At 37.5% G+C, this 19,791-nt stretch carries 13 protein-coding genes and 1 tRNA gene; 12 read left to right on the top strand and 2 right to left on the bottom strand.

From position 1 onward, the window contains the following. From ACQZ43_RS03385 to ACQZ43_RS03330, 12 genes are all read left to right on the top strand, one after another. Positions 1-3,675, top strand: a complete 3,675-nt coding sequence (locus ACQZ43_RS03385; protein ID WP_430614466.1) for an MMPL family transporter — start codon at positions 1-3, stop codon at positions 3,673-3,675. Further along, positions 3,665-5,206, top strand: coding sequence for a phytoene desaturase family protein (locus ACQZ43_RS03380; protein ID WP_430614465.1), 1,542 nt, complete (start codon positions 3,665-3,667; stop codon positions 5,204-5,206). Before ACQZ43_RS03385 ends, ACQZ43_RS03380 begins: the two co-directional genes overlap by 11 nt. Further along, positions 5,193-6,854, top strand: a complete 1,662-nt coding sequence (locus ACQZ43_RS03375) for a C45 family autoproteolytic acyltransferase/hydolase (RefSeq protein WP_430614464.1) — start codon at positions 5,193-5,195, stop codon at positions 6,852-6,854. Before ACQZ43_RS03380 ends, ACQZ43_RS03375 begins: the two co-directional genes overlap by 14 nt. After that, a complete protein-coding gene (locus tag ACQZ43_RS03370) occupies positions 6,845-8,155 on the top strand; it encodes a phenylacetate--CoA ligase family protein (protein WP_430614463.1) in 1,311 nt (436 codons plus the stop codon). The genes ACQZ43_RS03375 and ACQZ43_RS03370 overlap by 10 nt, the downstream gene beginning before the upstream one ends. A gap of 75 nt (positions 8,156-8,230) precedes the next feature. Next, the gene (locus tag ACQZ43_RS03365) at positions 8,231-9,019 is read left to right on the top strand and encodes a sulfite exporter TauE/SafE family protein (RefSeq protein WP_430614461.1); all 789 of its coding nucleotides are present in this window, start codon (positions 8,231-8,233) and stop codon (positions 9,017-9,019) included. A 112-nt stretch (positions 9,020-9,131) separates the two neighbouring features. Next, a tRNA-Ser gene (locus tag ACQZ43_RS03360) sits at positions 9,132-9,219 on the top strand. A gap of 324 nt (positions 9,220-9,543) precedes the next feature. Beyond that, a complete protein-coding gene (locus tag ACQZ43_RS03355; RefSeq protein WP_430614460.1) occupies positions 9,544-10,836 on the top strand; it encodes an AAA family ATPase in 1,293 nt (430 codons plus the stop codon). Continuing rightward, entirely contained in the window at positions 10,829-11,650 is an 822-nt protein-coding gene (locus ACQZ43_RS03350; RefSeq protein WP_430614459.1) for a DUF4435 domain-containing protein, read from the top strand. The genes ACQZ43_RS03355 and ACQZ43_RS03350 overlap by 8 nt, the downstream gene beginning before the upstream one ends. 135 nt (positions 11,651-11,785) lie before the next feature. After that, complete coding sequence (locus tag ACQZ43_RS03345; RefSeq protein ID WP_430614458.1) at positions 11,786-12,988, top strand: tyrosine-type recombinase/integrase; 1,203 nt, start codon at positions 11,786-11,788, stop codon at positions 12,986-12,988. Between the two features lie 53 nt (positions 12,989-13,041). Then, positions 13,042-15,537 carry a DEAD/DEAH box helicase gene (locus ACQZ43_RS03340; RefSeq protein ID WP_430614457.1) on the top strand — a complete coding sequence of 832 codons (2,496 nt, stop codon included), beginning with the start codon at positions 13,042-13,044 and terminating at the stop codon, positions 15,535-15,537. A 356-nt stretch (positions 15,538-15,893) separates the two neighbouring features. After that, positions 15,894-16,778, top strand: a complete 885-nt coding sequence (locus ACQZ43_RS03335) for an ATP-binding protein (RefSeq protein ID WP_430614456.1) — start codon at positions 15,894-15,896, stop codon at positions 16,776-16,778. Continuing rightward, on the top strand, positions 16,756-17,151 hold the full coding sequence (locus ACQZ43_RS03330; protein ID WP_430614455.1) for a DUF3871 family protein: 396 nt from the start codon (positions 16,756-16,758) through the stop codon (positions 17,149-17,151). The genes ACQZ43_RS03335 and ACQZ43_RS03330 overlap by 23 nt, the downstream gene beginning before the upstream one ends. Positions 17,152-17,235: 84 nt before the next feature. Here the strand turns inward: ACQZ43_RS03330 and istB are convergent, their stop codons facing one another. Continuing rightward, the gene (gene istB / locus ACQZ43_RS03325) at positions 17,236-17,964 is read right to left on the bottom strand and encodes an IS21-like element helper ATPase IstB (protein WP_430613386.1); all 729 of its coding nucleotides are present in this window, start codon (positions 17,962-17,964) and stop codon (positions 17,236-17,238) included. Between the two features lie 23 nt (positions 17,965-17,987). Then, entirely contained in the window at positions 17,988-19,547 is a 1,560-nt protein-coding gene (gene istA, locus ACQZ43_RS03320) for an IS21 family transposase (protein WP_430614454.1), read from the bottom strand. Between the last annotated feature and the right edge of the window lie 244 nt (positions 19,548-19,791).

Here is a 19,791-nt window from a genome sequence, read left to right as displayed (position 1 = left end):
ATGCATCAGTTTTTTTACCAGATATTTTTACGGGTCAACCGGAATAAAACCCTTTCGATTTTGTTGTCGTTAGTCGCATTAGCTATTATGGGCTATTTTGCTTCTCAGATTAAATTTGAAGAGGATATAACCCGAATTATTCCCAAAAACGAAAAGACCACGATCAGCTCTAAGGTGTTAAAACAGCTCAAATTTGCCGACAAAATATCGGTCATCATAGAGCGGGATTCCTTGGGAACCACCGAAGACTTATCGGAAATGGCACAGGTTTTCCTCGATAGCATACAGCGTTTATCCCCGTATATCAATACGATTCAAGGACAACTGGACGACGATAACATCAGCGAGACTTTCGATTTTATCTACGCGCATCTACCGCTGTTTTTAGAGGCGGAAGATTATCCGTCGATCCAGCGAAAACTACAGGCAGATAGCCTGCCGTTATTGGTGGAAAACAATTATAAAACCTTGGTTTCCCCCACGGGTATGGTCGCCAAGGAGTTCCTCTTAAAAGACCCGGCGGGAATTGGTTTTATCGCCCTAAAAAAGCTGCAAAAACTCAACCTCAGTGACGACTATAAACTGTACAACGGCTTTGTGGTTTCTCAAGACGAATCCAAATTACTGCTGTTTATCAACCCCAATTTATCCGGTAGCGAAACCGAGCAAAATACCGTGTTTACCGGCGAGTTAAACGCGATTAAAGCACACATCAACCAGGGGTTTTCGCAAAAGGCGACCCTAGATTATTTCGGACCTTCCTTTGTCGCTGTGGCCAATGCCAAGCAAATCAAACACGACATACAAACCACAGTACTGATTTCGATGTGTGCCCTGATGTTGATCCTGATCTTTTTTTATAAAAAGATTTATATTCCCATCATCATCTTTATTCCCTCCCTGTTTAGCGGCTTATTTGCCCTGATGATTTTGTACTTTTTAAAGGATTCCATCTCGGCGATTTCCCTGAGTATCGGTGCGGTTTTGCTGGGAATAACCATAGATTATGCCTTGCATATTATGACGCACTACAAGCACAGTAGCGATACCAAAAGCCTGTATAAAGAAATCACCAAACCGATTTTAATGAGTAGCGGTACCACGGCTATTGCCTTTTTATGCCTGCTGTTTGTCAATTCGGAATCCTTAAAGGATTTGGGCGTTTTTGCCTCGATTACCGTAATGGCTTCGGGGATTATTTCACTGCTGATGATTCCGCATCTGTACCGTCCCAACAAAACCCTGGAAGAAAACCAAACCATAGTAGACAAACTGGCGCGTTTCGATTTCGACAAGAGCAAACTGCTTATTTTGTCCTGTGTCGTACTCATCGTGTTGAGTCTGTTTACCTTTCACAAAGTGGGCTTTGACGATAACCTGTCCAAACTCAACTTTTTTCCAGAAGAACTCAAACAAGCCGAAGCCAAATTGGAATCCAGTGCCGATATCCAAACCAAGGCGATTTACTTGGCCAAATACGGTACCGATGTCGATGCGCTAATCGAGGAAAACACCGCTTTGTTTCACCGTTTAAACCAACAGCAACAACGTGGTGAAATCGTAAATTTCAGCTCCTTGGGCGGTTTGGTATTATCGCAAAAAGACCAGCGCGAACGCTTGCAGCGTTGGGAGGCATTTTGGAGCACTACGGTCGACACCACCGCTTTGAGACAGCAGTTGATTAAGGCAGGCGAAACCTACGGCTTTAAACCGCAAACCTACCAAGGGTTTTACCAGCTGCTGCAAACGCCTTTTAGCCCGATTTCACTAGAGGACTATCAAGGATTAAATCCGCAGATCCTCGCGGAGTTTATCTCGCGCGAAAAGGATTTTTATACCGTGTCTACCGTGGTGAAGTTGGACCACAGCAAACGAGAAGACTTTGTAGCAGATTTGGCCGATCAGCAGAATTTGTTGGTCATTGATCGCCAAAAGATGAACGAAACCTTTTTGGGTGAACTGGTCAACGATTTTAATCAGCTTATCAATTATTCCTTTGTGGCAATCGTGCTGATTCTATGGGTGTTCTTCCGACGCATCGAACTGGTCATCATCAGTATGATTCCCATAGTGCTTACCGGTTTGGTAACCATGGGACTCATGGGGTTGTTTCAGATTGAATTTAATATTTTTAGTACCATAGTGTGTACGTTGGTGTTTGGTCATGGCGTGGATTTTACCATTTTTATGACCGCTGCCCTACAAAAGGAGTACTCCACCGGCAAGGATGAAATGCCGGCTTACCGAACTTCAATCCTATTGGCGGTCTTAACGACGATTTTGGCTATTGGAGCCCTGATTTTTGCCAAGCATCCCGCCTTAAAATCCATTTCACTGGTCTCCCTTATTGGAATGTTTGCCGCGGTGATGATTACATTTGTACTCTATCCTTTGTTGTTTAGAGTGTTTATCATCAACCGTCCCAAACACGGAAAATCACCCATTACCCTGCGCTTGTTTTTCCATTCGTGTTTTTCATTCCTGTATTACGGCCTGGTAGGGGTATTGTTTTCGCTGAGTACTCGCTTGTTTATGATAGTGGCTCCGGTGAGTAAACTAAAGAAATATCGGGTTTTTAGCAAGGGCATGTCGTGGTTTATGACTTCGGTATTGTATTTGAATCCTTTTGTAAAAAAGGGGCTCCTCAACAGAAACGAAGAGGACTTTAGCAAATCCGCCATAATCATCTCCAACCACACCTCGTTTTTGGATACGCTGGCCATTGGAATGGTGCATCCCAATATCGTTTTCCTGATCAACGATTGGGTTTACAATTCACCTATTTTTGGTAGGGTGGTGCGTATGGCCGGATTTTACCCGGTATCTCAAGGTATAGAAAACAGCTTGGATCGATTAAAGGAACGCACAGATCAGGGGTTTTCGCTGATGATATTCCCCGAGGGAACCCGATCGATAGACAACGATGTCAAGCGCTTTCACAAAGGAGCTTTTTACTTGGCCGAAGCGTTGAAAATCGACGTGTTACCGATTTATATACACGGAAATTCCGAGGTGATTCCCAAGGGCGATCACATTATTTACGACGGGCAAATCATCAATGTTATCGGCAAGCGCATCCGTTATGACGACCCCTCTTTTGGGGCCAATTACGCCGAGCGTACCAAAAAGATCAGCCGTCATTTCAAGGCGGAATTCAGCGCTATTCGTCGCGAATTAGAAGGGGAGTCGTACTTCAAAAAGAAATTACTGCTCAGTTACCGCTATAAGGATTACGAGATAGAAAAAGCGGTTAAAAGCGATTTTGAAGACTCTAAAACCGCTATACATTCATGGAATACACATATACCTGCAACTGCGGTGATTTTACATATCGCCAACGATTACGGACAGAAAGACTTTATGCTTACCTTGCAAGAAGCCAAGAGAAAAGTACAGACGTGGATCATTGATGAGGAACACAGAGCCGTGGCACAAACCAATTACCTGTCTAAGATTAGGGATATCACCTATCTGACAAATCTAAGCGAAGCCAGTACAGATTGTGAGTTCTTACTGATTACAACAGCATACAACCTGGAGTGCGTACCGGCATCTATAAAAACCCTTATTGTCCTCAAGGTGATCGATACCAGTGGTTTACCGTTGGATTCGTTTGAAGTCAGCTGGAGTGATGCGTCGATCTCTGTATTAAATCGTTTGAAAAATGGAGCATAAAGAATATGATGTAGTCGTGATTGGAAGCGGTTTGGGCGGTTTGGCCTCGGCGGTTATCCTGGCCAAAGAAGGCAAGAAGGTCTGCGTATTGGAGAAAAACAACCAGTATGGAGGCAACTTACAGACCTTTGTGCGCGACAAAACCATCTTTGATACCGGAGTGCACTATATCGGCGGATTGGATAAGGGGCAAAACCTGTACAAGTACTTTACGTATTTGGGTATAATGAAGGATTTAAAGCTGCAGCGCATGGATCGCGACCGCTATGATGTGGTAACCTTTGACGGCGACGACAACCAGTATCCGCACGCACAGGGGTATGAAAATTTCGTGCGCCAGTTGCTGCCTTATTTTCCCGAAGAAGCCGATAACCTACGGGCTTATCTGGCTAAGATCAAGGAGATGTGTCACGCCTTTCCCATGTATACCTTAGAAAAGGGCAATGGTTATGACGAAGCGGTGTTGTCGATCAAGGCCAAGGCGTATTTTGATACGGTAACCACCAATGAGAAGCTCAAAGCCATCTTGGCCGGAACGAATTTCCTCTATGTAGGCGATGCCGATCGCAGCCCGCTGTACGTACATGCCCTGTCGATAAACTCCTACATCAACAGCTCTTGGAGGTGTTTGAATGGAGGCAGTCAGATCTCAAAATTACTGATTAAAGAACTCAAAAAACACGGAGGAGAAACCTATAAACACACCGAGGTCGTCGGTTTTCACTTCGAGGACAACCAGGTAAAAGCCTGTATCACCAAGGCGGGGAAACGCTATTATGGCAAGGAGTTTATTTCGAATATCAATCTAAAAAACACCTTGGAAATGGTGGGAGAACAGCGTTTTTCCAAGCCCTTTGCCCGTCGAATTAAAGCCTTGGAAGTGGTGCCGTCTGTGTTTACGGTCTATTTGGTGTTAAAACCGAATTCCTTTCCCTATCAAAATTACAACACCTACCATTTTGACGCCATAGAATCGGTGTGGAACACCTTTGAGCAACCCGTAGAAACCTGGCCGAATCTGGTGGTTTCCACGATGAACTGCTCGGTCAAAGACCAACAATGGGCCGAAAGCATGACGGTGATGAGTTATATGGACATCAAGGAGTTTGAACGCTGGGAAGACAGCTTCAACATCTCGACCATACAAGACAAAAAGAGCCGCAGCGAATCCTATGAACGCTTTAAATTGGAAAAGGCCGAACTGATACTCAAACAGCTGGAAAAGAAATTTCCGGCAATTCGCGCAGCAGTGGCCCACATGTATACCTCTTCTCCCTTGTCGTACCGCGATTTTATAGGTGCGGAAAACGGAAATATGTATGGCTTTGTCAAAGATGCCAACAACCCGATGAAAACGTTTATATCGGCGCGCTCCAAACTGGGCAATTTTTTCTTTACCGGACAAAACGTGGGTATGCACGGCATATTGGGCGTGACCATAGGTGCATTCGTAACCTGCTCAGAAATTTTGGGCCGCGACCATTTGTTAGATCGTGTACACCGAGAACTCGATGCTTATGAAGACCATTAGTCCTTGCAGCCTTTTGGTGCTGCTCTTGCTGTTGAGCTCCTGTATGGTTAAAAAGAAATGGAGCGAAGCCCCGAATCTAGAGGGTTTTGACAACCGCCTACCGCAGTTGGTTCAGATCGACGACTCCACATCGGCTGTCGGAGATAATTTTTTAATCAAAAACCGCCAACAACTTTGGGAGCTTTACACCTCTGGCGATGCGTTGCAAATCGGTTATAAAACCGGTGCCTTAACGCAGGATTTGTACCACTTTCAAGAACAGGTATTCTTTTCAAAAGTAGAAGAATTGGTTCCCTCGGCCTGGAAGCAACGGCTGTTGGTCAAGCTGCTCAAATATTACAACCGCGATATTCAACAACACATTCCCCGGGAATACCAAACCGAGATTTTTGGCCTCTCACAATACGCCTCCGAGCGCTACAGCTTTTTGGGCAATCCCTACCAGCGCAATATGTATCTGCACGGGGCACACGATATCGGTCACGCCTTTCAGGACCTGGCCTTGGTCGGTTGTTCCTCCTTGGCGGTATGGGACGATAAATCCGAAGACGGCTCCCTGATTATCGGTCGCAATTTTGACTTTTATGCCGGCGATGATTTTGCCAAAAACAAGCTTATAGCCTTTGTCAAACCCGATCAGGGACATGCGTTTATGTCGGTAACCTGGCCGGGCATGATAGGCGTGGTATCGGGTATGAATGAGCGCGGGCTAACCGTGACGATCAACGCGGCAAAATCGAGCATTCCCCTAAAGGCCAAAACGCCGATTTCGATTTTGGCCCGAGAAATTTTACAATACGCCTCCACCCTAGACGAGGCCATTGCGATAGCTCGGGATAAAAAAGTGTTTGTATCCGAATCGATTATGGTGGGCAGTGCCGCCGATAGGCAAGTGGTACTGTTGGAGATTTCGCCCAAAAAATTCGACGTCTTCCGCGTGGAAAACAACAATTACATTTTGTGTTCCAACCACTTTCAGAGCGAAACCTATGAGTCGGATGCGCGCAATACCGCGCAAATAGCGACGAGCCATTCCGCCTACCGCTGGGATAAAATGCAGGAAGTCATCGCCCAAGGCGATGCGCTCAACCCCGCAAAGATGGCCGCAATTCTTAGGGATAAAGACGGCTTAAAAGGACAGAAATTAGGCTACGGCAACGAAAAAGCCCTAAATCAACTATTGGCACATCATGCGGTGATTTTTAAACCCGAACAACGCTTGGTGTGGGTTTCGTCCAATCCCTACCAACTCGGCGAGTTTGTCGCCTACGACCTGCGTGAAATATTCGACGGACAAGCGCCCGGCATACGCCAATTGGGCATCGACAGCTTAACCTTGGCAAAGGATCCGTTTCTGGAAACCGCCGCCTATAAAAATTACGAGAAGTTTCGAATCCGAGACCGCGAAATACAGCGATTAATCGCCGATAAATCTCCTATTTCTCCACTTGAAATGCAGGCATATCAAAATTTAAATCCCGAACTTTGGTCCGTGTATTTTTGGGCGGGAAAATATTTTTTTCAAAAGGGCTATTTAAAATTGGCTCAAATCGAGTTTGAAAAGGCAAAGAGCAAAGAGATTACCACCCAAACAGAAGCAACACGGGTTGAGAAATACCTGCGAAAAATTGAGAGACGATGCAGATAATACCATCAATAGAGTTGGCCTCCACAGCGGCGATAAAAACATTTCAAGAGGGTAAACTCAGGGAACTCCTGGCTTATCTCAGTGCGTATTCACCCTATTACCGCAGGCAGTTTAAAGCGGCGGCAATCGATGTTGCCTCCATACAATCCCTGGAGGATTTGACGCTATTGCCCGTAACGACTAAAGACGACTTGCAGGCGTTTAACGACGACTTCTTTTGCGTGCCCAAAACGAGCATCATCGACTATGCCACCACCTCGGGTACCTTGGGCAATCCGGTAACCTTTGGACTGACCGACGGCGATTTGGACCGTTTGGCCTATAACGAGATGATTTCCTTTCAGTGCGCCGGTATACAAAAAGGCGATGTGGTGCAATTGATGACCACAATGGACCGTCGCTTTATGGCGGGACTGGCGTATTTTCTGGGATTGCGCAAACTCGGTGCCGGAGTGATTCGGGTGGGAGCGGGTATTCCGCAATTGCAATGGGACTCCATCCTCAAATACCAACCCAAATACCTGATCGGCGTACCGTCATTTTTGCTAAAACTCATCGAATTTGCCGAAAACAACCACATCGATTATCAGCAATCGAGTATTCGCGGGGTAATCTGCATTGGAGAAACCCTGAGAACAGCCGATTTAAAACCCAATATCCTCGCGCAGCGCATTACCGATAAATGGGACATACACTTGTTTTCGACCTATGCCTCTACCGAAATGAGCGCGGCCTTTACCGAGTGTCAGTACTTACAAGGGGGGCACCACCACCCGGAATTGATCATCACCGAGATTTTGGACGACGACAACCGAGAGGTGGCAGCCGGACAAATAGGCGAGTTAACTGTAACGACTTTGGGCATCGAAGCCCTGCCGTTGCTGCGCTTTAAAACCGGCGATATGGTGCGCAAACACCAATCGGACTGTGGCTGTGGAAGAACTACTTATAGAATAGGCCCGGTAGAAGGGCGCAAGCAGCACATGATCAAATACAAGGGAACCACTTTGTATCCACCAGCCATGCACGATTTGCTCGCGTCCTTCGATGAGATCAAACTGCATCTGATCGAGATTTCCAACAACGATATCGGCACGGATGACATACTGATTCGCATCGTTACCACCGACAGTTCTCCGCATTTTCTAAACGTGATCAAAGATCTCTTTAGGGCCAAATTGCGGGTGACACCGCGCATAGTGTTTAACGACTGGGAGGAATTGCAAAAAATTGTCTTTAATCCGATGAACCGTAAACCCACCACTTTTATAGACAAACGAGACCACCAACATTTGGTGTAAGCGCTAGGTCGGGAAAGGAACTTATTTAAAAACGAAAGCAGTTGCAGGCGCAACGGCTGATTACAACAAAAATTAATGGAAGTATTAATCGGTGATTTGTTTACCTCTGAAACCCTATTGCTGTGTTTGGTATCGCTATGTGCGGGATTTATCGATTCGATTGTGGGCGGAGGGGGACTGCTGCAAACGCCGGCCATGCTGGTCATTTTACCGCAGTATCCCATAGCGACGCTATTTGGTACCACCAAAATTCCTTCGTTGAGCGGTACCGCTTTTTCCGCTTACCGCTATTCCAAAAACGTGGCTGTAGATTGGAAGCTGTTGATGCCCATAGCTGCCTTGGCCTTTGTCGGTGCGCTCTTGGGGGCCTATGCGATTACGCAGGTCAGTGGTGCGGGAATCAAACCCGTTATCTTGGTGCTGCTGATCAGTATTGCGGTATATACCTATTCCCGCAAGGACTTCGGATTGCAATCGCAGCAAACCCGCAGCAGAATCAATCAGTTGGTCGTGGGACTGGTATTCGGGTTTGCCATAGGATTTTATGACGGTATGATCGGTCCGGGAACGGGAACCTTTCTGTTATTGGCCTTTGTATCCCTAATCGGTTACGACTTCTTACAAGCCACCACCAGCGCCAAATACATCAACGTGGCGACCAATATAGCCGCTATGCTGTACTTTGCGCAGTCGGGGCACATCTTGTATCAATACGCCATTCCCATGGCGGTATTCAATCTGTTAGGGGCGTATTTAGGCGTTCGCTTGGCTTTGCTCAAGGGAAACTCCTTTGTGCGGATTTTCTTCCTGATTATCGTCGGACTAACCATACTGCGCTTTTCGTGGGATGTGTTCGCCAAATAAATCGCTAAACCCCTTTTATGGTCGTTTGCTTTTTTAAAATAAAATAAAATTGCATCTACAGCAAAAAAAAACTTTTTACAACCGATATATATCCTATATTTGCACTCGAATTAGAGAGGTGGCCGAGTGGTCGAAGGCGCACGCCTGGAAAGTGTGTATACTCCAAAAGGGTATCGAGGGTTCGAATCCCTTCCTCTCTGCAATAATCCCGTAAGTTTTACTTGCGGGATTTTTTTGTTTTATAACTACTTGATTTCTTATCCTTTGTGTAGCTACATTAGTAAAGAGATAATTGTGTATATGCTATTTATTTACTGATTAGGTGTGCATATAGGTGTACCATATTTTTTCTTAGGCGTACTATCTTTTTATTTTGTATAATTGTATCGAATTTACTTTTACTACTTTTAAAGTATTATGGTAAGTTTACTCTAGTTATTTTTGTAAAAATAATTGAGATGAATAATTTTTAAATAAAAACTGTTAGTTTTGAAGAATCTATCTAATTTAACCCTGTGAATCTTATGTTAAAAATAAAAGATATTGAAATAAAAGGCTTTTGGGGAAACCAAATTATAAAAACAAATTTTAATGATGATGTTAATATCTTCATTGGTAGAAATGGCACTGGAAAAACCACTTTTATAAATTTGTTACAAGCTGTATTAACAGCGGACTTAGAGTTACTATATAATATTCCATTTACTGAAATAGTAATAAATTTAAAAAGTAATAATCGTAGGAGAAAAATTGAAGTTACAAAAATTGAACAAAATTTTCAATATCATCTTCTTCAATATAAAATTGGAAAGAAAAAATTTGACCTGCCTATTGTTCCAAATAGAGAAATTAGATATTTAAAAAGGAATAATGGTAGGTTTTCACCACACCTATACAGAGAAATAAGTACAGTAAAAGAAGAGTTACAATCTCTCACTAATGTTTCTTATCTATCAGTAAGTAGAGAGAAATTAATTAAGGATGAGTACACTGAAAGACGCAAAGAAGATATATATAATTCAATTGATATTAGACTTGAAGAATTGATAGGAGATCTTAGAGCTTATCAACTACAACTAGAAACAGAGTTGTCGAAACATTCAAAAGACTTTCAAGAAAATGTTTTAAAAACAATGCTCTTTAATGAGGAATTTGATAATGTAAGGCTAAATGAGCCAATTAAATTAGATATACGTAAAATTCAAATAGGTCTTAAACAAGCTTATAATGGTTTGGGCATTTTGGATGACCAAATTTCAGAATCTATTGATAAACATATCGAAGCTATTAAAAAGGCATCAGAGAGTATAAATAAAGCAAATACTAATCCTGAGCAAGGGTTATATGCTAATGATATAACTCCAATTACTTTATTAAGACGAACAAATAATATAATTGAATTATCAAATAAATTAGAAAAAAATAAAAACAATATTTTCCGAAGACTAAATAAATATATTTTTTTATTAAATGAATTTCAAGACACTAAAAATAAAAAATTTAATCTTCAAGATAGTAAAATAGGAGGGTTAAGTATTTTTAAAGAGCAAGATGAAATAGACATGTCTCAATTGTCTTCAGGTGAAAAACAATTGATAATTCTTTTGACCGAAACTTTATTACAAAAAGAGACTGAAACAATATTTATTGCTGATGAACCTGAATTGTCTTTACATATTGAATGGCAGAGAAAAGTGATATCTTCAATAAGTCAATTAAATCCGAATTCGCAAATAATTGTTGCAACTCATTCTCCTGAAATTGTAGGGAAATATAAGAATAACATGATAAATATGGAGAAGATTATAAATGGATAGTTTAGAGTATTCAAATGATGCTTTGGAGGTGATTCCGAGTTTCTATAATTGTGATTTTAGTATTTATGTTGAAGGTGATGATGATGTTATTTTCTGGGAACATATTTTTAGAATTTCTAATAAAAATGTTCATGTGGAAGAAGTCGGAGGTGTCAAAGAATTAGAGAAATATGTAAGTAAAATCCTAGATGATAATGTTAATATCTATGTAGCGAAAGATAATGATTATAGTGATTTTTTAGATATTAATTTGACTCATGAAAGAATATTTACAACTTATGGTCACTCAATTGAAAATACATTTTATAATTTAAGTACAATAAAAAGTATTATAAAAAAATTTAGTAAAGTTGCTGGTCAAAATTTACCGCGTGCAACTGAGGAAGAAATTTGTTTAAGAATTCAAGAATTTGAAAATAAAATCAAACCTATTTTGATTTATGAAATTGCAAATGAAGTGTATCAAAAGGGGCATTCAATTTTAGGTACAAATTCTTGTAGATTTCTAAAAAACAAGAACTCTACGGAACTTTGTGATATAAAAATAGATGGATTTATTACAGGTCTTACTAGTCATTTTAGCGAAGAAGAAGTAATTAATGTTAGTAATAAAATTGAGCAGATTGGAAAAACAATTTGGTCTATGATAAGAGGGCACTTTTTAACTAATTTTGTTGCTAATTTGATTAAAGACTCAGTGAAAGGTCTTTGTGGTAAAAAAATATCTTTGCCACTAGATGTTCTGTATCCTTTGTTTATTGATCAAACATCTATTTCAAATTCAGAACATATACAACATTATAATTACGCGTGAAAAAAAACATAGTAAAGTGGTGATGTTTTAAGCTTGAGCTCAATATCACATAATGAAAAAAACCACCTTTTAAGGTGGTTTTTTATTTAAAATACACTTATAGTAAGAATAAAAATATCTTAAAATATAAAAAAAATGCTAAACATATTATTCTTATTACAGAAGAACAGAACCAATAAAAGTGGTAAGTGCCCTGTAAGATGTAGGCTTACCTATCACAAAAATAGAAAAGAGTTTTCTTCAGGATTATTTATAAATCCTGAATATTGGATTAATTCCAAACAAAAAGCACATCCTCCTAATGAGGAGAACAATTTTATCAATTCACAAATAAGCCTGATTAAGAACAATATTAATCAGGCTTTTTTATTGCTACAATTACAGAAGGTAGACTTTAATGTAGAACATATTTACAAGCAATACAAAGGAGAAACTCAAAATGAAGATAAATCTCTAATGGATGCTTTTGAATACCACAACAGTAGAATGAAAAAACTAGTAGGAATTGAAACTTCTATAAATAGTTGGGAGAGATATAATAACACTCAGAATCATATTTGTGATTTTATGTGGTTTAGATTTAATAAGAAAGATATTCTTCTCAAAGAATTGACTTTTAATTTCATTACTGATTTTGAGTATTATTTAAAGACAGAAAAGAAGTATATGCCAACCACTATTTTTAAGAGTATTCAAAGATTTAGAAGAGTAGTAAGAGTAGCTGAGTCAATAGATTATATAGTAAAAGACCCATTTATGTTGTATAAGGCTAAAAAGCCTAAGAAAGAAATAATTTACTTAACACAACCTGAGCTGTGTAAATTAGAGAACTTTAATTTTTCACAAAATAGATTAGCTAGTATACGTGATATGTTTGTTTTTTGCTGTTATACTGGACTTGCATACAATGAAATGTATGAATTGGAAGACAAGCACCTTGTAACTGGTTTTGATGGTAATAGATGGGTTAAAATGACTCGTAAGAAAACCAATAAAGAAATCTCAATTCCACTACTTCCAAAAGCATTGCAAATAATTAGTGAGCAGGAACATAAAAATGGAAGTAAAGTGTTTCCTAAAATTAGCAATCAGAAGTTTAATTCTTATTTAAAAGAAATAGCATTTCTGTTGGGATTTGAAAAGAACCTAACTCATCATATAGCTAGAAAGACTTTTGCTACTACAGTGTTGCTTTACAATGATGTACCTATGGAAATTGTGTCAGAGTTATTGGGGCATTCTAAAATTTCTATGACTCAAGAACATTATGGTAAGATCGTACAATCTAAAATTAGTGAGCATATTGAGAAGCTTTCCATAAAATTAAAGAACAAATAATTTAAGATATTTAGCTGTGATGTTTATATTTACTTAACAGCTAAATATTTTTTATGGAATTACAAAATTTACCTTTTCAGGATTTCCCTATTGAATTTAAGGAGATTAATCGTGAGGACTTCTTTCCCAACTTTGATGTTGGAGAAAAAACAATTATTACACCTGATGAAAATGGTTATATAAATGAAGCATTACAAAGAGAAATTGATATAGCTGAAAAAAACACAGTAGTAATCAATGCTTCTGTAGGGCAAGGAAAAACCTATTCTATTATTGAGATAGTTAAAACTTATTTTGAGTTAGAGGATTATATTGTTTTTATAGCTAGTCCTTATGTGAGCTTGATTACTCAGTATTATAATGCCCTTGTTTCTAAAGATATACCAGAACAATCTATTTTTAGATATGAAGAGCTTGGGGAAGAAGGTACTTCAGACTATCTTCAGAAATCCATACATATTGTTACTACTAATTGTTTGTTAGGGAATCCAGGAGAAGATGCATTGATTAATTCTGAAGTAAAGAGAGATTATCTAAGTAGATTGTCTAAGCATTGTGTTGATAATCAAAAGAAAACCATTTTTATATATGATGAAATACATGATACTATTCATAATTTTAAAGAAAAATATGTATTTAATCTCTGGAAATGGAAAGATACTATTTGCAAGAACTTTGTAGTTAGTGCTACTTTTAATGAAGCATCCAAAGTGGTTATTGAGTATATGGCAGAGTTAACTGGCAACAAAATTCAGATTATAGAATCACAGAGAAAAAGATTTGAAGATAAGCAGAGTGACTTATATCTGTATTATAATCAAGCTAGAACTTATAAATATGATGATGAAAATATCACTGTTTTAATTCAAGATTTAATTGATAAAGATAAGGAGATAGATATATTGACTTATTCTAAGAAATTAGCTGAGGATATAATTGATAATAAGGATACTGGAATAGGTTCTGTATTATATAAAAAGTATACTGAAATAAATAACTGCACATCAGAATTAGTTCAAAATCAAAGAACTTCGAGAATAGTGCCTCAGAATAGATATAATCCTGATAAATGTAATGTTGGGACAAATTTTAAAACTGGGATAAATATTGAAAAGGACAATCATGCTTTTGTTATTATTATGCCCTCACAAAGTTGTAAGATGCCATTTCAGAATATGTATGGAATTTTCTCTGGAGGAATAAATACTGTAACTCAAGCTTTAGCTAGGCAAAGAAAAAAGGGTGAAATTTATATTATTTTACCAAGACCTTCCGAGTTTGATTATACTACTTTACCATTTTATAGTGATATTCCAAAAAGAGACTTCTTTATGGAAAATTATGATAGAATAAAAAATTCTCAACAAGTAGAACCTAAAGTCAAGTATTATCCACTAAGTGAACAAAATGTGTTGCAAGAGAGCTTCTATAATAATGAAATGAAAGGAGCAATTGTTGATGAGATAACACAAGTAGGATTAGCTGAAAGAGAAGGTTTAACAAGGTTAGTTTATCCAGAGTATAAGCTGTTTAAATTAGATGATGGAGAAGGTTTTTTAAGTAATCTTCAGTTCTTTGGAGGTGATTTATCTGCTTATATTACTTATAGTGCTATAGCTAATCAGTTTGTAAACTGTAGGTTGAAAAGAATTAGTTTAAAGGCAATATTGTTTTTTGAGGAAGGAAAAGTACAACAAGGTCTAGCTAGATATCTAGAGATGTATTTAACAGATATATTCAATGATTTGTATATGCACCTTAATGATTATTATTTTTATAGACAATTCCGCAGTGATTTATTTGAGTCATATCAATTAAAGATAAAGGACTTAAGTGGTAAGTGGGGAAATATCAAACCTAATGGTTCTTCACGACTATGTAAATTATTTGAGCAACAGTTACTTGGGTTTGTACAAAGGTATTTATATGCAAATAATAGTTATAATAGTATCAACTATTACACTGAGGGAAGATTAGTAGATGGTGAATATACAAGAAGTCAATATCTAATTGAATGTATAGCTATTGCAGAAGGTATTGAAATAGTTGCAGAAGATTTAGAATTGCAAAAGAAAAGGATATTAGCATATCAATTTCTTGGAGTTTTTAGAGATAGTATGATAGCTTCACAACAAGAGTGTAGACCAAGAGGTGGAGTAGCTAATTATCTAAGGAATAAGCCAGATGCTATTTTTATTAGTAGAGTAAATGTGCAGAGGTTCAATGAGACAGTTGATTATTTAGTAGAGGAGGATTACTTCTTTTCACTTGGTATCTATGAATTGAAAAGAAGAATGCGGGATAAAAGTGAATTAGAAAAAATAGATATACTATATAGTATTTTATTAAAAGATTTATTCACTACAAAGGACTACAGACTAACAAGTGAGAATAGGGAATATGTAAAGATTGTTCTTAACGTAAAAGAGGTAGGATCTAATCTAGAGATTATCAATCTAATTAGTTTACCAGACTATAATTTTTCAGAAGAGTCTGAAGATTTGTTTTTTGAAATTGGATTGAATGATATTGGAAGAATGCAAGTTTAGACTTAATTGAGATTTTGTCTATTTTTCGTGAGCTCTATATATGTGTTTTACGAGAAGTAGACAAACTCTATAATTCTCCTCTCTCTCAAGGGACAGCTAGTTCCTGAGAACCACGTAGGGGGTTCTTTTAAAATCTCCCCCACATTGGAAGTTTTTGGATTTTAACAACGCACGAAAAAAGAGGAGGACTACTTTATTGTAGTAGGTTTCAGGTCAAGTGATTGATGCACAAAGCTACTATTTTTTTACCACATTATCAATCTTTTACAGTAAATCAAAGCTAATAGCCATAATTAATTTTATGGCTATTTTTTATTTATACAGTTTAATATTAACCATTTTAAATATTTTAATTTATGCAATTAAGACAATCTGAAAGAAAGAAAGCCAAGATAAAAATGGCTTTACAAGGCAGTGCAGGTTCTGGAAAAACATATTCCAGTTTACTACTAGCACAAGGTTTAACAAATGGTAACTTTTCAAAAGTTGCTATAATTGACACAGAGAATGGAAGTGCAGACTTGTATGCCCATTTAGGAGATTACAATGTACTTTCTCTATTACCTCCATATACTCCTGAAAACTATATCAAGGCTATTGATATTTGTGAAAATGCAGGTATGGAGGTAATCATTATAGATTCTATCTCCCATTGTTGGGATGAATTACTGGATTTTCATTCCAAATTAGCTGGAAATTCCTTTACTAACTGGGGTAAAGTGACTCCTAGACAAAAGAATTTTGTTTCTAAGATACTTCAATGTAATGCGCATATTATAACTACTATGAGAACCAAGCAAGACTATGTGTTAAATCAGAAGGATGGAAAATACATTCCAGAAAAAGTTGGTTTAAAAGCAGTTCAAAGAGATGGTTTAGACTATGAATTTACATTGGTCTTTGATGTAGATATTAAACACTATGCTGTGTCATCAAAAGATAGAACAGGTCTCTTTATGGGAAAACCAGAGTTTATAATTAATGAAAGTATAGGTACTTCTATAGCAGAATGGTGTAATGAAGGAACAGTAGTGTCTGATGAAGCATTAGATATAACAGAGAATCAATTGTATTTTAAGATACAAAATTGTATCACTATTGGGGAGTTATTGTCTTTGTTTAAGAAATATCCTCAATTCCAACAAGTTTTAAAATCTGAGTATGAACAGAAAAAAACGCAACTATTCCAATTAAATAACCCTCAAAACTTCTTATCCAATGGACAAGCAAATTATAACTGAAAGATTTATTCCTAGAATGGAGTTTATTAATGATAAAGAAATACGTACTGAAAGTAGTAACCCATATACACTCAGGAAAGCTATACCTGACAATTCTGTAAGTGTAGCTGCTGTTGAAAAGGATATTGAGGTAAATAATTCTATAGTTCTAGCTAGTAGCATAAATAGTATAGTAGTAGCACCTAGATTTACTCAAAAGCCATTTATAGAAGCTAATACAGAACAAGTAGAGCTTATTGAACTGAGAAATGATTGTATTATTCCAGTTTTTTCTAAAGACAATGAAAAGACTATAGCACATCAAGAGTTTATAGATATAGTGTTACAATGTGTAAATAAAGTATTTCCATTTCAACAATGTATATTCCGGTGAAAGTGCACCACCATTCCGACAAAGTACACCAGTTAGACTACCTCTTATAAATAATCATGTACTTCACTGATATTATCAAATTTACTAAATTTTTCTTGTTCTTAGAGATTTTCCTTTTAAAGTTAATCGATGTGCAGAAGCTGTCAATCTGTCAAGTATCGCATCAGCTAAAGTTGGCTCATCAATAAAGTTGTACCAATTCTCAATAGGTAGTTGAGAAGTTATTATTGTACAGCTCTTTCCATAGCGATCTTCAAGTATATCAAGCAGAGTTAATCTAGCATCTGGAGTTAAAGGTTTGAGTCCAAAATCGTCAAGGATTAATAGGTGTTGATTAGAGATATACTTAATCCATTTAAGGTAAGTACCATCTAATCTTGTCTGAGCTAAGTTCTCGATGAAGTTACTCATACTAAAATAGGCTGTTTTGTAACCTAACATACAAGCCGATCTGCCTATAGCACAAGCTAAGAAGCTTTTACCACACCCCGTAGCACCTGTAATGAGTATGTTTTCAGATTTTTCTAAAAAAAGGGTATCAGAAAGTCTTAATACTTGTTCTCTTGTAAGTCCGCGCTCTTCATTGCATATGATCTGTTCAGGTAAAGCATTATAACGCAATTTACTTGCTTTTAAAAGCCTCTTGGTTTTAGTTTCCTCCCTATATTCTATTTCAGCCTGTGCCATATTAGCTAATAGTTCATGAATGTTTTGTTGCTCGTGAATCGGTAGTTGACAAGCTGCTTGGTAACGATTAGCCATAGCTGTAAGTCGTAGATTTTTCAGTTGTTCTACTGTTTTGTCTGTGTTCATAATATTATATATTTAAAAAGGTTTTATTTATATGCTTCTGCTCCACGTAGGTTTTCGTGTTCAGGTATTTTCTTAAACTCTATTTCAGCGTCTTCTATCATATCCATGTTATTATCAAGGATGTTTTTTAGCACGCTATAATTGAAACGCACTCCTATTAAAGCTCTTGTGCAAGCTTTTTCAATGCGTTGTGGATGGGATTTAGCTAAACGCAGGATACCTAAGCAAATTTGATAAGTATGATCAACATTAGGTTTGCTATCTAAAACTTTTTGAAAATACAATGCTGTATTTGAACCATATTCAGAAGCTACTTTTAAATAGTGATTCGCATCCCAAGTTTGGCTTTCTAAGAACGCTTGATGATTATTTGGGCGATGGGAAAGCTCTGTAGTAAAGTGGTTCTTTGAATAATTTCTTATATGTGCTGCAATTCGTTCATTGCCAAAATAGATTTCAACATAGTCCGTACAGTAGATGATTCGCACTTGTTTGCCTATATAACGATAAGGAACACTATAGTAATGCCAATCTTTTCCCAGTACTATATGGTAATTCTTTTGAACTTTTGCTTGAGTATAGTTTTTAGACACATAAGGAGTTAATGGGAGTACTTGTAAAGTTTGTTTTTCTTGTGTTTCAAATAATTCTTGACGACTAAAAGTTTTCTTTTGAAAGTTGAGTAAATGGTGATCTTTTATTTTTTCAAGTATACTCTTATTCAAAGATTTTAAAGAATAGAACTCTTCATTTCTGAGTTTAGCATACACCCGTCTGTAGGTAATTTTAACCATATTCTCCACGGAAGCCTTATCTTTTGGTTGATAGGGTCTTGCAGCTAATAGATTTATGTTGTTGTGATTAGCCCATTGCACTAGTGTTTCATTAAACTCTGGTTCATAGCGATTTACCTTCTTAACCCACTGTTTCATATTATCAGAGATAATGGATTTTGAAGTTCCTCCAAAGCTAGCCAGTCCATTATTCAAGGCTTTTATTATTTGTGGTACAGTTGCATCTACAAGAGCTTCTACATAGGCTAATCCACTAAATGGTAGAATCATTACCAATACAGGACAAGATATTATTTCTCCAGTAGATCTATCTATATAAGTTAATTTGTCTCCCGCAAAGTCTACTTCAATTAATTCCCCTGGCTCATGGTTAACGCTTAATGTAGCTCCTTTTATCTTTGAAAACTCACTCAGAATTTCACAAAAACGAGAGTATTTAAAGCCTTCAGGATTTTCTAGAATATACTCTTGCCATAACAAATATTTAGTAACACCTATTTTTTTCAATTCTATCAAAAAATAAGAATATACAGATTCTAAATGAATTCTACGCTGATTATCTAAAATGGAGTCTTTTTCTATTAAAACTAAACATTGAGCTAAATCACTATCTTCCATAGATACTAGCTCTGCTAATGAATAATTAGTTTGTTGTGCTAGCTCTAAATAGGACGCTATAGTTCGACGATTTATACCTGTTTGCAGAGCTATATTTCTTTGTGAAACGCCTCTGTCTAAAAACAACAGTACTTGCTTTATTTTGTGCATAGGAAGAGTTTTATTAGCCATATTTAGAATAATGTTAGGGTTAAAAACATATCCTAAATTAGCTTAATTAATATTTTATACTCTTCAGTGGTGTACTTTGATTTGGAATAAGTGGTGCACTATATGCCGGAATGTCAGTTGTTTATTGATAAAAAAACTAACACTACTGGTGCACTTTAACGGAATAAGTGGTATACTTTGTCGGAATAAGTGGTGCACTTTGTCGGAATTAATGGTATACTTTGATGGAATAAGTGGTGCACTT

The organism is Flavobacterium sp. JP2137, assembly GCF_050562195.1.
Lineage (GTDB): Bacteria > Bacteroidota > Bacteroidia > Flavobacteriales > Flavobacteriaceae > Flavobacterium.
Note: the sequence above shows the minus strand (reverse complement) of the source record. Positions and strands in the feature narration are given on the sequence as shown.